Below are 13,472 nucleotides of genomic sequence, written 5' to 3'. Positions count from 1 at the left end.
AAGGGATGAAGGTTCATGACAGAAAGAAAGATGAACATATTGGTTGTCGATGATGAAGAGCGCATTCGCCGGTTGCTGCGGATGTACTTGGAGAAGGAGAACTTTTCTATCGAGGAAGCGGAGGATGGAGAAACGGCCTTGAAGAAGGCGGTTGAGAACGACTATGATTTAATATTGCTCGATATTATGCTTCCAGGTATAGATGGCAACGAGGTATGCTCGAGATTGCGTCAGGTGAAATCCACTCCGGTCATCATGCTGACAGCCAAGGGTGAGGAGACCAATCGTGTGCAGGGCTTCGAAATGGGAGCGGACGATTATGTCGTGAAGCCATTCAGCCCTCGTGAAGTGATCTATCGGGTCAAAGCGATATTGCGCCGTTCCTCGGTTACAGCGTACTTGTCCAAAGATGTTAACACGAGCAATAACATCGTGTTCCCGAATCTGGTCATTGAGCATGATGCACACCGTGTTACGGCCGGAGGACAAGAGGTGGCGTTGACACCTAAGGAGTACGAGCTATTGCATTACCTGGCGGTCTCGCCGGACAAAGTATTTTCTAGAGAAGAGCTGTTGAAGGACGTATGGAACTACGAATTTTTCGGTGATCTTAGAACCGTGGACACCCATGTCAAAAGACTGCGGGAGAAGCTGAATAAAGTATCGCCGGATGCTGCCGCCATGATCACGACGGTTTGGGGCGTCGGCTATAAGCTTGAGGTGCCTAAATAAGGTGTTTATTTTAAAAAGTATTGTCGGAAAGCTCTGGCTGACTATTATCGGGCTGGTTGCTGTTATCTTGATGGTATTAGGCCTGTTCCTGTTTCAATATATACAGACCTCATTCCCCAAGTCGCAGGATCAGATTGAAAGCCTGCATAAATTGGGCTCGAAGGTTGCAGAGGGCATTTCCCTTCATAGCGAGGACAATCACTATATTACGATGGTCAACGATTTGCTGAGCGCTCAGGAAGCGACCGTGTTTATTCTAGACAAACAGTTTAACCAATCCGGTTATTTTGAGCCTGGCAGTCTGGGGGATCTTCATTATGACGATTTCTTCAGCAAGCAGGACATGCAGAAGGTATTTGCAGGTCAGATCATCGATAATAAGGTTATCGGAAAGGCGGGGGGCAAACAGCGAGCCAATAATTTGTATTCCGCTGTAGCCGTCCCCTTGAAGGATGCGTCCCAGCAAACCATTATCGGTGCGGCAGTGCTGTATCAATCGACCCAGTCGGTAGAGGAGACTCAAGCCTATGTCATGCGTTTATTTGCGTACGTATCGCTCGCTGGGTTCCTCATGACAACGTTCTTCGCCTTCTTCCTGTTGACCAAAATTACGCAGCCGCTGCAGCAGCTGAAAAAAGCCGCGGATTTAATCTCGCATGGAGAATACGGTACTCGGGTACCGATTTCCTCGGATGATGAGATCGGCGAGCTGTCCAAAACGTTCAACCGGATGGGAGAAGAGCTGTCGGATACGATCAAGGCGCTGAATCATGAGAAGGAGCATCTGTCCAGCGTGCTGCGAAGCATGGCGGACGCCGTTATTACTTTTGATGCAGACGGTCAAGTGATCCTTACGAATCCCCAAGGCTATAAAATCGTTCGCGATTGGGGGCAGCTTCAATGGACCGACTTTGGTCAGGAGAAGGATCCTGAAGGGGATCAAAGCTTGCATATCGATATGATTCCGCCGCCCGTTCGACCGTTATTCGAAGAAGTCATCAACGGAGCCGCCGAGATCACATCCAAGCTTCATGTTCGTAATGAAGTCTGGTCGGTTGTAATGGCTCCGTTATATTCGCGCGATGTCGTCCGCGGAGTCGTTGCCGTTATGAGGGACGTAACGGAAGAGTTCGGGCTGGATAAGCTGAGGAAGGATTTCGTAGCCAATGTTTCCCACGAGCTTCGGACGCCGTTATCTATGCTTCAAGGATACAGCGAAGCCCTTGTGGATGATATCGCTTCATCACCGGAGGAACGGAAAGAATTGGCCCAAGTCATCCATGACGAGTCCCTTCGCATGGGCAGGCTGGTACGCGATCTTCTGGATCTGGCCAAGATGGAAACCGGCAATATGGAGATGAATTTCCGTGAAGTGGATATCCTTCATTTCATGAGGCGGATGCACCGGAAATTCGCCGTACTGTCCAAGGAGCGGGGCATCACGATGACGGTGGATCTTCCCGAGGAGGAATTGCTGCTGGCCCATGCGGATGAAGATCGATTGGAGCAGGTCATGACCAATCTACTCGATAATGCGATACGCCATACTCCTCCGCAAGCGCAAATCCAATTGCGTGCCGCAAAGCATACCTATGAGGGCAAGGATGCCATCTTGCTCGAGATTTCGGACCAGGGACAAGGGATTCCTGCTGGAGACTTGCCTTATATATTTGAGCGGTTTTATAAAGCGGATAAAGCCCGTACGCGGGGAACGAGCGGAGGCACCGGACTTGGCCTTTCCATTGTGAAGAGCATTGTGGAAGCCCATAAGGGTACCGTGCAAGTAAAGAGTACGGTAGGGCAAGGGACGACCTTTTCGGTTATTCTTCCATGCGATCCTAGGTAGGTAAGCAGGATATCGGACGATTCTACACGGATCTGCATCACATATCGACAAGAAGAAAGAGAGCTTCCGACAGAAATTATCGGAAGCTCTTTCTTTTTGTTGAATGCAGGAAGTAAATCTTGTTGTCCGTGAAACAAAGTGAAATTATTGCAGAGTAAGGTCGGCTACTTTCTCGATTTCCGGAAGCTGTGCAAGCTGTTCCAGTACGTCTGCAGGAGCTGCTTTGTCCGTAGTCAGAACCATGATCGCGGAGCCGCCGAATACTTTACGTCCCACTTGCATCGAGGCGATGTTCACGTCGTTGCTGCCAAGCAAGGTTCCCACTTTACCGATGATGCCCGGTTTATCATTATGGGAGATCAGCAGCAGATGACCGTGAGGGGCAATATCAACAGGATATTGATCGATTTGCACGATACGTTCGCCGTAGCCTGCAAGCAGGGTTCCAGCCAATGTGCGCTCTTCATTTTTCGTTTTTAAAGTAACGGATACCAAGTTCGTGAACGTTTTGGATGCCGTCGATTTTTGAGTCACGATGTTGACGTCACGAGTTTTTGCCAAATGCATCGCATTTACGATATTTACGCCTTCCAGCTGATTAGCCAAAATGCCTTTGACGATGTAGCGGGTAAGCGGAGTAGGATCCACATCGCTCAAATCGCCGGAATAGTTCACTACGATTTCGTTGACGGCGCCTTCGGTCAATTGTCCTGCGAATTGTCCGAGCTGTTCGCCTAGGTTGAAGTAAGGCTGAAGCTTATTCAACACAGTCGGAGGAACAGGAGGCATGTTAACGGCATTTTTAAACGGCTGGTCGCGCAGAATATGAAGGACTTCCTCGGAAACGTCAATCGCTACGTTCTCTTGTGCTTCTACAGTGGAAGCTCCCAAGTGAGGAGTCACGATAATTTTAGGGTTGTTCAGGAATGGATGATCCGGTTTTGGCGGCTCTTGTTCGAATACGTCAAATGCAGCACCTGCTACAATACCCGATTCGATAGCTTCAACCAAAGCCATTTCATCAATAATGCCGCCGCGCGCGCAGTTAATGATGCGTACGCCTTTTTTCATCAGCTCGAACTGCGGGCGGGAGATCATATGGCGGGTTTCGTTAGTCAATGGCGTATGAACGGTAATGAAGTCGGCTTGTGCGGCGATCTCGTTAACCGTACCTAATTTGACACCGATTTTCTCAGCGCGTTCTTCTGTCAGGAACGGGTCATATCCGATAACATTCATGCCGAATACTTTAGCGCGCTTCGCAACCTCGCTGCCGATGCGTCCCATACCCAGGATACCCAAGGTTTTGTTGCGCAGCTCTACGCCGACGAAGGTTTTGCGGTCCCATTCGCCGCCGACTGTTTTTTTGTAAGCTTGAGGAATGGAGCGCGCGACCGACATCATCATGGCGAAGGTCAATTCACAAGTGGCGATGGTATTTCCGTCCGGAGCATTGATAACCACGATACCGCGTTTGGTTGCAGCTTCCAAATCGATATTGTCAACGCCAACGCCTGCGCGGCCTACAACTTTTAATTTAGCAGCGGCATTCATGATTTTCTCGGTTACTTTCGTCTGGCTGCGTACCATCAAAGCGTCATAATCGGCGATAATGGCGATCAGCTCGTCTTCGGACAAACCGTTTTTCTTCTCAACGGTAACATCCTCTGCGTCATACAGCATTTGAATTCCCATGTCACTAATGCCATCCATTACTAACACTTTAAACATTGTTCAGACCTCCAAATATAGTATAATGTCTAACAGCTCAAATGACGGACGATAGGGAGGGTGGGCTGCACCTCGAGCCATATCACCTTGTAAATGAGCATAAAAAAACTCCTCATCCCCATACGATTGCCCGTATATAAGGGACGAAGAGTTACTTTCGTGGTACCACCCTAATTCGCTGCGCGTTCACACGAGCAGCCTCGCGAGTCATAAGACTCAGAAAGGTAACGGTTCCTACCCGGCTGCACCTACTTTGCCCGTTCACACGAAGCGGTAGCATTTCAATACAGCAACTCTGGAGTGCTCCGTATAAAGGATAATGTCCGACTCGCACCAACCATCGGCTCTCTGCGCATTACCGGATTATACTGTCTCCGTCAAAGTCGATTGTTAAAATGAATTTTCATTAGCGTACCATGACCCTGTAATTCGTGTCAATAGGTGTCGAATAGGTTGTCCGACCTAATTTGACAAGCCTGCTAGGGGACGATATCTACGTACGCTTTGTGCTTGAATGGCGATTATTGTTCGCCTTTCACTAGCTACAAACCATATTTTATGGCAATTTCGTACGGATTGCAATGGTTTTTACTTGATCAATTGTGAATTTTTCGTTATTGTTCTTTACGAGGCAATCAAGAGAAGGAGATGGGCTAAATGGAACCTTTTGAAATGATAGATCCGAAAGCATTCGTGGAAAAGTTGAACCAAGAGGAGATGGGAGATTCCATTATCATTGATGTAAGAGAGCCTATGGAATGGGAATATTACCATCTGGACGAGGCGAAGCTGATTCCTATGAACACTATACCTGCCCGTTTATCGGAGCTTCCCACGGATCGTAAGCTCTATATCGTGTGTGCTCACGGTGTGAGGAGCGCCAACGTGTGCTATTACTTGAAGCAGCAAGGGTATGACAATGTCGTGAATGTGGAAGGAGGCATGGCAGCCGTAGCCATGCTTCGAGGCTTCCAATACGATTAATGATTTGACAAAAAAAGCCGTTTCAAAATGCAAACCCGCGGGTCTGCAATGAAACGGCCTTTTAATTTCTGGCTTCCCGTAAAGCACTTCAATGTGCTTCGAAGCCGCGGCACCACCTTGTAGGGTTACCTCAATTTTGTCCGGTAAAGAAGGGGATTTGCGGCAGGGTTTCGTTCGGATACCATCTGCTTTTGTTACGGGTAAAATCTCCGGAGCGAACGGCGTCCGTTGCCAGAAGCACTTCAATAACCGGTTGAATCTGAGTCAGATTGTATTTCGCGGCTTGCCCCGTTGCGATCATCTCGTCGATTCGGATGGATAGATCCTGCGGTGTAAACGGCTTATACAGCTTGGTATTTACCAGAACACCGGATATGTAATCATTCTTGACATTAAGAGGGAGTGAGTTCCACTCCTGTATGGTTAACGGCTTTCCGGCATCGGCGGTTTGAATGGAAGCGGATGCAGATTGCTGCCATTTGACGATGGAATCGTAATAGTTCTTTTGCGCTGCCAAAGCAAAGTTTTTCGCTTCGATCAAGTATGCATTGCTGTCCATATCCTTCAGCAGCTCCGCAGCCGGCATGGAATTGGCTCTGGATTGAAGGCTGCTCAAAGCTTCGCTAAACAGCTTCAGGCTCTTGGCATAGTTTTGCTGTCCTTCCTGCAGAAGAGGCGAGGATTCCGGCATGGATTTGTCGATGATTTCATCGTACTTGTCTTTAGCCAGCTTGGACAAATCCTTGAGCAATAAAGAGGCATCCGCGCTCCGGTTGACTTCAAGCACGTCTAATTTATCAAACCAGCTCGTTTGAAATTCCCTGTAGTGTTGATAAATGGTATGATAGAAAGACACCAGATACTGTTGATGATAAGCGGAATACGCTTTGGCAGCATCCTGCTGCCGGGAGATCTGACCTTCGTACTTTGCGGCGGAACGTTCCTGACCCAATTTGACTCCGAGGAAAAAAGTGCCGAGAGCGAGTACGAGCATAAAAATGAAGATGAGGACAAATAAGTAATCTGTACGGGTCAACCTTTTCTCCATGTTCAAGCTCCTTGATGTTTTTTATTGATAGTATAGGTGATCCTGTCGAAAAAAGGAATAATTTGCATGAAAAAATTTAATTTTAAACAATTTAAGTTCAGGCACGTCCAGGCCGATGAAATCGACGAACGGTTTCTCATCATGAATTTATACATGACGCAAGTGCTGGTGCTGCTGCTTGGAGCCATTATTATGTTTTTTCAGAAGCCTTCCTTGTCTCAGATGTTTTCTTGGAAGCATGGAATCTGGATCCCTGTTTGGGGAGTTGTCTTCGCCTTAGCCGTGTTGATTGTCGACTTGCTAATTTCGAGATGGGTGCCTCCCGAAGTGACAGACGACGGCGGAATTAACGAGCTGCTGTTCAAAAACCGCCCTTTATGGCATATTACCCTTATGTCCCTTTTCGTTGCCCTATGTGAGGAGCTTTTATTCAGAGGCGCCGTTCAAGCTTCATGGGGGCCTTATTGGACAAGTATATTATTCGCGGCCATTCATATCCGGTATTTGCAGCATTGGCTTATGACGGGTCTGGTATTCAGCATCAGCTATGGCCTGGGCTGGATTTATATTCAGACGGGTTCCTTATGGACGCCTATCATAGCCCATTTCGTCATCGATTTTATAATGGGATGTATTATACGTTACAGGAGAGAGGATTAAATGCATTTGAGTCAACAAGATATGAGCGCACAAAACAAACAAGGCCCGGAAGAGGAATGGGAGGAGGAACACTTTCTTCCTCCGCGCAGCACCATACATCCTACGGAAAAGGAAAGATGGCTCCCTGTCTTTTACCGGACCTTGCTGTGGTTATTTATCTTGCTAGTCATCGGACTTTTGATCTGGGGCTGGGATTATCTGAAGAAACACAGCTAACAAACCATAGAAGATATCTTGAATCCGTCCTGGGGAACGGATCTTTTTTTTGCCCGCGGATCTGAAGAACGGGGTTAAGGCGTGATTTCTATCGTCGCCGGATCGATAAAGCCGTACTGCTTCTGCTCCAGCTCGGTGAGGAGCTTATCCAGCGCCTTATCGGTCCAAGGAAGCTCATGCATCAAGATGTTGCTTCCGGGCCGAAGCTGCTCCAGCACATTGGCGACCACTTGATCGGGATTGTTGTTTTTGGTGCTCATCTCCCAGTCCTTCGATCCGTTGGACCAGGTCATAAAGAGCATTTGCTCCTCCTTTACCTTGGCCTTGACGATATCACCGCCGGAACCGAATGGAGGACGGAAGAAGCGAGGCGCTTCCCCAATGGCTTCTTTTACGATAGCCTGAACGTCTCCGATTTGCTGATTGACCTTTTCTTCGTTTTCTTTTTTCAAGTCAATGTGATCCCAGGAGTGATTACCAATCGTTTGCCCCCTTTCATGAATCAGCTTGAGGAGCTCCGGCTTTTGCTTCACGCGGTACCCATTGACGAAAAAAATCGCCTTGGCATAGTGCTTGTCCAATGTGTTCAGCATCGATTCGAGCATTTCTTTATCCTTGGGTCCGTCGTCGAACGTAAGCAGCACCATTTTTTTCTCGGTCACTGAGGGATCGATGGGCTGGATATCATAGCTTTTCGTATTTAACCGGTAGGTTGTCTTCGGCGCTGTGGACGGCGCGGCTGATGGCTTCGGCGATGGCGCAGTTTCGGCAGATTGGACCGTAGGCGGCTGCGAGGGAGCGGTATCCGTCGGCTTGGTTGTTTGAGCTGGGGTATTTTCGGAATGCTCCGTCGTCCCTACGGAAGGGCTGGGTTGCGCACCTGTGATGGTACCGGAAGGCTTTGCGTCATTTTGGCAGGCTGTTGCTGTCAAAATAAGAAGGGCTGCAAGCCCTGTAAGCAGCTTTTTGTTCATGTCTGACTTCTCCTGTTCTGTGTTGGTTTCCTAATTTTATCATGCATGCTTCGCTTCTTCATAGCGGACAATACGTATGTAATCAAACGGATGGAGGGATAGCCATGAAGTTCGGATCATTCTTGCTTGGGGGATTGGTTGGAGCTGCCGCTGTTGTTTATTTCAATAATAAAAGCAAATCCATGCTCTTTTCAGCAATTAGCAGCAAAAACCAATCGCTCGGCGGCTTTGCGGACAAAGCAGGCGCTTCAAATCACTCGGACGTTAAAAACCAGCCTGCCTCCGGATCGGAATCCATACATGCTAAGAAGGAAGCGGGTTCCACCCATGAAGGCCTCGCCAGAGTGGAAGCCCTTATTAATAAGGATGCCGAAATCAAAGCCGCAGTCGATGAAATTCTGACAGAGAATCAACAAAAGGAAGTATATCAGACTCAATGAAGTCTGTAGATGGACCGGAAGTACCAGACATGAGCAGAACCTGTGCTCGTGTCTTTTCTTTTTTTCAGGACATTCGTACATTTCTTGTTATGTTGTGATATAATAGTCATATAATTGAATACAAGCTATAAATGCTTACTCACCTTTTTAACCTTACTTCATAAGCTATAATATATGCGTCGGCAAGGAGGAATCCTGTATGAAAATGGAGCGTTTAAGTCAGGACAAGATACGGATTTTCCTCACATTCGACGACTTGACGGAGCGAGGCATTCAAAAGGATGACATGTGGAGAGAAATTCCTAAAGTGCACGAGTTGTTCAGCGATATGATGGATCAGGCTTATTCCGAGCTAGGCTTCGAGCCTTCCGGACCGCTTGCCGTTGAGGTGCTCCAGCTCCCGGCGCAAGGTATGGTCGTTATCGTTACGCGCGGGAAGGTCGATTTCCAACATTCCGTTGAGTCCTACGACGAGGAAGTCGAAGAAATGTATGAGCTTGAAGTCACGCTGGAGCAAACGGACCAAATCTCCTATATGTTTCATGATTTTGAAGACTTACTGCGCATGGCGAAAGTGCTGAATCCGTTGGTTACTGACGGTGGAATCCTGTTTTCGTATAAGAACAAGTGGTTTCTGCAATTAAATGCCGATGAACTGGATGAGAGCGGATACCAGGCTGTGATTGCTGTTCTGTCCGAGTTTGGGGATGTGGCTACCGTAACGCGTGCGGTTCTCGAGGAGTATGGCAAGACGGTTATAGCGTCTGACGCTGTGAAGGTGCTGTGTTCCCACTTTAAATAAGCTGTCACAGTCGGCTTGACCTAGATGATAAAAGCGTCCAACAAAAACTTGATGTTTTTGGGGGATGCTTTTTTTTGAATTTGTTACTCCGGGGCTTCCCGCAGAGTCCTTCGAATGAATACCGAAGCCAAGGCTCCATTCGGTGGGGGTTATTTTGGCGTTTTCTTTCCCCTTTTTTGGGAGAAATGGGGAGTGCATGAGGGTGTTTCGATAGTGCAACAATAGGGGAATGAACCGTTCAGGACTAGACCAATCAACTTCAAAAGGATGATTCTAGATGACAGAGAATTTGAATGTGCTTCATTCCACCCAAATCATTATTGAAAAGGCTTTGACCAAGCTCGGCTATTCCCAAAGTATGGTGGAGCTGCTCCGGGAGCCTATGAGGGTATTAACTGTAAAAATTCCGATTCGTATGGATGATGACTCTATCCGGATCTTCACCGGCTACCGTGCCCAGCACAATGATGCTGTTGGCCCTACCAAGGGGGGCGTTCGCTTCCATCCTGATGTCAATGAGGACGAAGTCAAAGCGCTGTCCATCTGGATGAGCTTAAAATGCGGTATCGTCGATCTTCCTTATGGAGGCGGCAAGGGAGGCATTATTTGCGATCCAAGGAACATGTCGATGCGTGAGCTTGAAAAGCTAAGCCGCGGATATGTGCGGGCCATCAGCCAGATTGTCGGGCCGACCAAAGATATTCCTGCCCCCGATGTGATGACCAACTCCCAGATCATGGCGTGGATGATGGACGAATACAGCCGCATTCGCGAGTTTGATGCGCCGAATTTTATTACAGGCAAGCCGATTGTACTCGGCGGCTCTCAAGGCCGGGAAACGGCTACAGCCAAGGGTGTAACTATTATGATCGATCTTGCGTTGAAAAAGAAAGGAATCTTGCTGAAGGACGCCAAGGTTGTTATTCAAGGCTTCGGCAATGCGGGCAGCTTTCTGGCGAAATTTTTGCATGATGCGGGAGCCAAGGTTGTGGGAATCTCCGATGTATATGGGGGACTGTACAATAAAGATGGGCTTGACATCGATTATTTGCTCGATCGCCGAGATTCCTTCGGTACGGTAACGAAATTGTTCCAGAATACGCTGACGAACAAAGAGCTGCTCGAGCAAGAATGTGATATTCTTGTACCGGCGGCGATCGAGAATCAGATTACAGCGGAGAATGCAGACCGCATCCGGGCTTCCATCGTTGTGGAGGCAGCGAATGGACCGACGACTCTGGAAGCGACCAAGATACTAACGGACAGAGGCATCCTGATCGTACCGGACGTGCTGGCAAGTGCGGGCGGGGTGGTCGTGTCTTATTTTGAATGGGTGCAAAACAACCAAGGATATTACTGGACAGAGGCGGAAGTGCATGCCAGACTGCAAGAAGTGATGGAAAAAGGGTTTGAAAATGTCTATAATATTCATATTACAAGAAATGTTGATATGCGCTTGGCCGCCTATATGGTTGGCGTACGCAAGATGGCAGAGGCCGCCCGGTTCAGAGGGTGGATCTGATTCTGGATAGGAAATGGAGGGGGACACATGAGCGTCTTCTCAGTCTTAGCGGCGGCGATAGCGCCCGGTGTCGCTCTACTTGCATATTTTTATTTGAAGGATCGCTACGATACGGAGCCGATTCATCTGGTGATGAAAGTATTTTTGTTCGGGGTGCTCCTTGTATTCCCGGTCATGGTACTGCAGCGGGCATTTGTTCATGCGCTCGGTGAAAATCCGTTCGTGTTCAGCTTTATCATTTCGGCTGGAATTGAAGAGTTTCTGAAATGGTTCCTTGTCTATTTCATTATTTATAAGCATACATCCTTTGATGAGCCCTATGATGGCATTGTCTACGCGGTTGCCGCATCGCTTGGGTTTGCAACGCTGGAGAACGTATTTTACGCGCTGCTGAATTCCTCGTCCATATCCAGCCTTCTGTTCCGAGCGCTGCTTCCAGTATCGGGGCATGCGATGTTCGGCGTTATTATGGGCTATCATTTGGGGAAAGCGAAGTTTGTACCCCATCGGTCTGCAAGGCATTTGGCGTTTTCTCTGGCGTTTCCGATTTTTTGGCACGGCGTGTTCGATTATGTGCTTGCGACGACCAAAACCTACTGGATCTGGTTTATGATCCCGCTCATGGTCTTTCTATGGATTCGAAGCTTGCGCAAAGTGGAGAGAGCTAACGCAACCTCCCCCCTCCGGGTCGTTCAAGCGGATGATAGGGTTAAAATTTAACCGGTTTGTCTATACTTGACGTATCGACTTTAATAAAACCGGAGGGTATGCATGTCTGTAAATGAACGAGTCAAGGTAACCATACGCTGCAAAAACTGCGGGGAACGATTTATTCTGCGGGGTAAAAAGGATAAGGGCAAGATCGATACCGGGTTCAAACAGTGCATCTGCAACAACGCTAACGATTTTGATATTGAGACTCATGATTTTTGATGAAAGAAGCTTTGGAAGCTGTGTGTCGCAGCACCTTTCCGAGCTTCTTTTTTTGTGCATAAGACTTCTTCCTTGAGCGAAAACTAAAGCCAAGTTTGGCTGAAGAAGGGAGATTCCACTTACATGTACAGCAGATTAAGTATTGTTATGTTTCCGATTCTACTTGTTGCCTTGATTGGCGCCGGTGTATGGGGGTACTTGGAGCATCAGGAAAAAAACTCGATCCTAATTAAAGCCGAGAACCAATACCAAAGAGCATTTCACGACTTATCCTTTCATGTCAACAAGCTGCATAGCGAGCTGGGGAATACATTAGCGGTGAATACGGCGTCCCAGGACAGCTATAAGAAAGGATTAATCAATGTTTGGCGCATCACCAGCCAGGCTCAAAGCGAGATCAATCAGCTTCCGCTGACCCTGCTGCCGTTCAATAAAACGGAGGAGTTTTTGGCCAATATGGCTAACTTCTCTTATAGGGCCGCGTTAAGGGACCTGAACAAGCAGCCGTTGACCCAGGAAGAGCTGGGCACCTTGAACGCTTTGTATCAGCATTCCTCTGAAATCTCCACAAACCTTAGGGATATGCAGTCCAAGGTATTGACTAACAACCTCCGCTGGATGGATGTCGAAACCGCCTTGGCGACGGAGAAGGAGCCGCTCGATAATGCGATCATTGACGGTTTCCAAACCATGGACAAAAAAGTATCGGAATACTCTGACGTCAAATGGAGCCCGTCGGTAATGAATATTTACCAAAAGCGGGATATGAAGATGCTATCCGGCAATGATGCTACCGCTGAAGAGATCAGACGGAAGGCAGCCCAATTCCTGAATCTCCAGGATCCATCCGTGCTGCAGGTTGTCGAGAATGGCGCGGGGACGGAGTTCCATTCCTTTAGCGTAACGGCTCCACGCAATCAATCGTCGGATGGGGTCCATATGGACTATAGTACAAAAGGCGGACAGCTGCTGTGGTTTGCAGCGCCTCGTGATGTCACCGAGAAAAAACTGGACGTACGCAAGGCCCGCGACACGGCCGCCGAGTTTTTGGACTCGCACGATTACAAGAATATGACGGCTGTTTCTTATGACGAATACAATAATAACGCCAATATTACTTTTGCAAGCCGTAAAAACGATGTGATCAACTACCTGGACAAAGTATCGGTCAAAGTGGCTTTGGATAACGGGGAAATCCTGGGCTTGCAGGCAACCGACTACGTATTCGATCATAAAGACCGGGAGCATAAGGCGCCTAAGCTGACGGCGGAAGAAGCGCGCAAATCGCTGAACCCGAATTTGAAGGTCGATAAAGAAGCGAAGGCCTTGATTCGCAACGATGCTCAGGAAGAAGTACTGTGCTACGAATATACAGGCCGAATTAACGGCGGCGTGTACCGGATCTATATCAATGGCGAGACCGGAACCGAAGAGAAAATTGACCGTCTTGGGAAGGACGAGCAGCAGGTAACACAATCTTAATCATAAGAGGAAGAAGCGCCGAGCTTCTTCTCAGATTGTCGAAAAAGTCCCTCTGTGTAAAGAAACTTCATCGCATTAGGTAATAAATGGATTGCATAAAAA

General features: G+C 48.1%; 14 protein-coding genes and 1 other annotated feature. Of the genes, 11 read left to right on the top strand and 3 right to left on the bottom strand.

Going from position 1 to position 13,472, the window contains the following annotated elements:
- The first annotated feature begins 15 nt into the window (after window positions 1-15).
- Window positions 16-732, top strand: a complete 717-nt coding sequence (locus tag ABEA66_RS28820; RefSeq protein WP_079910721.1) for a response regulator transcription factor — start codon at window positions 16-18, stop codon at window positions 730-732.
- A 1-nt stretch (window position 733) separates the two neighbouring features.
- On the top strand, window positions 734-2,578 hold the full coding sequence (locus tag ABEA66_RS28815) for an ATP-binding protein (protein ID WP_345593098.1): 1,845 nt from the start codon (window positions 734-736) through the stop codon (window positions 2,576-2,578).
- Window positions 2,579-2,722: 144 nt separating this feature from the next.
- Here the strand turns inward: ABEA66_RS28815 and serA are convergent, their stop codons facing one another.
- Window positions 2,723-4,309 carry a phosphoglycerate dehydrogenase gene (serA, locus tag ABEA66_RS28810; RefSeq protein ID WP_345593096.1) on the bottom strand — a complete coding sequence of 529 codons (1,587 nt, stop codon included), beginning with the start codon at window positions 4,307-4,309 and terminating at the stop codon, window positions 2,723-2,725.
- A gap of 136 nt (window positions 4,310-4,445) precedes the next feature.
- Window positions 4,446-4,699: a binding site (T-box leader), on the bottom strand.
- A 267-nt stretch (window positions 4,700-4,966) separates the two neighbouring features.
- Here serA and ABEA66_RS28805 point away from each other — a divergent pair.
- The gene (locus tag ABEA66_RS28805; RefSeq protein WP_345593094.1) at window positions 4,967-5,293 is read left to right on the top strand and encodes a rhodanese-like domain-containing protein; all 327 of its coding nucleotides are present in this window, start codon (window positions 4,967-4,969) and stop codon (window positions 5,291-5,293) included.
- A gap of 130 nt (window positions 5,294-5,423) precedes the next feature.
- Here ABEA66_RS28805 and ABEA66_RS28800 read toward each other — a convergent pair whose 3' ends face one another.
- Window positions 5,424-6,341, bottom strand: coding sequence for a hypothetical protein (locus tag ABEA66_RS28800; protein ID WP_345593092.1), 918 nt, complete (start codon window positions 6,339-6,341; stop codon window positions 5,424-5,426).
- Between the two features lie 66 nt (window positions 6,342-6,407).
- On the opposite strand from ABEA66_RS28800, the gene ABEA66_RS28795 reads away from it, so the two are divergent.
- Together ABEA66_RS28795 and ABEA66_RS28790 are read left to right on the top strand one after the other, a co-directional pair.
- Complete coding sequence (locus tag ABEA66_RS28795; RefSeq protein WP_345593090.1) at window positions 6,408-7,001, top strand: CPBP family glutamic-type intramembrane protease; 594 nt, start codon at window positions 6,408-6,410, stop codon at window positions 6,999-7,001.
- The gene (locus ABEA66_RS28790) at window positions 7,002-7,217 is read left to right on the top strand and encodes a hypothetical protein (RefSeq protein WP_144027856.1); all 216 of its coding nucleotides are present in this window, start codon (window positions 7,002-7,004) and stop codon (window positions 7,215-7,217) included.
- A gap of 74 nt (window positions 7,218-7,291) precedes the next feature.
- Here the strand turns inward: ABEA66_RS28790 and ABEA66_RS28785 are convergent, their stop codons facing one another.
- A complete protein-coding gene (locus tag ABEA66_RS28785; protein WP_345593088.1) occupies window positions 7,292-8,191 on the bottom strand; it encodes a polysaccharide deacetylase family protein in 900 nt (299 codons plus the stop codon).
- A gap of 104 nt (window positions 8,192-8,295) precedes the next feature.
- Between ABEA66_RS28785 and ABEA66_RS28780 the strand changes: the two genes are divergently transcribed.
- From ABEA66_RS28780 to ypeB, 6 genes are all read left to right on the top strand, one after another.
- On the top strand, window positions 8,296-8,631 hold the full coding sequence (locus ABEA66_RS28780; protein WP_079910714.1) for a hypothetical protein: 336 nt from the start codon (window positions 8,296-8,298) through the stop codon (window positions 8,629-8,631).
- Window positions 8,632-8,830: 199 nt separating this feature from the next.
- Window positions 8,831-9,433 (top strand): genetic competence negative regulator, encoded by a 603-nt coding sequence (locus ABEA66_RS28775; RefSeq protein WP_079910713.1) that lies wholly within the window; start codon window positions 8,831-8,833, stop codon window positions 9,431-9,433.
- 277 nt (window positions 9,434-9,710) lie between these two features.
- The gene (locus ABEA66_RS28770; RefSeq protein WP_079910712.1) at window positions 9,711-10,955 is read left to right on the top strand and encodes a Glu/Leu/Phe/Val family dehydrogenase; all 1,245 of its coding nucleotides are present in this window, start codon (window positions 9,711-9,713) and stop codon (window positions 10,953-10,955) included.
- A gap of 27 nt (window positions 10,956-10,982) precedes the next feature.
- On the top strand, window positions 10,983-11,675 hold the full coding sequence (gene prsW / locus ABEA66_RS28765; protein WP_345593084.1) for a glutamic-type intramembrane protease PrsW: 693 nt from the start codon (window positions 10,983-10,985) through the stop codon (window positions 11,673-11,675).
- A 51-nt stretch (window positions 11,676-11,726) separates the two neighbouring features.
- Window positions 11,727-11,888, top strand: a complete 162-nt coding sequence (locus tag ABEA66_RS28760; RefSeq protein ID WP_179136005.1) for a hypothetical protein — start codon at window positions 11,727-11,729, stop codon at window positions 11,886-11,888.
- Window positions 11,889-12,011: 123 nt separating this feature from the next.
- Window positions 12,012-13,370 (top strand): germination protein YpeB, encoded by a 1,359-nt coding sequence (ypeB, locus tag ABEA66_RS28755; RefSeq protein WP_345593082.1) that lies wholly within the window; start codon window positions 12,012-12,014, stop codon window positions 13,368-13,370.
- Window positions 13,371-13,472 lie beyond the last annotated feature (102 nt).

Source organism: Paenibacillus vulneris, from assembly GCF_039543185.1.
GTDB lineage: Bacteria > Bacillota > Bacilli > Paenibacillales > NBRC-103111 > Paenibacillus_S > Paenibacillus_S vulneris.
This window is presented reverse-complemented; position numbering and strand designations above follow the sequence as displayed.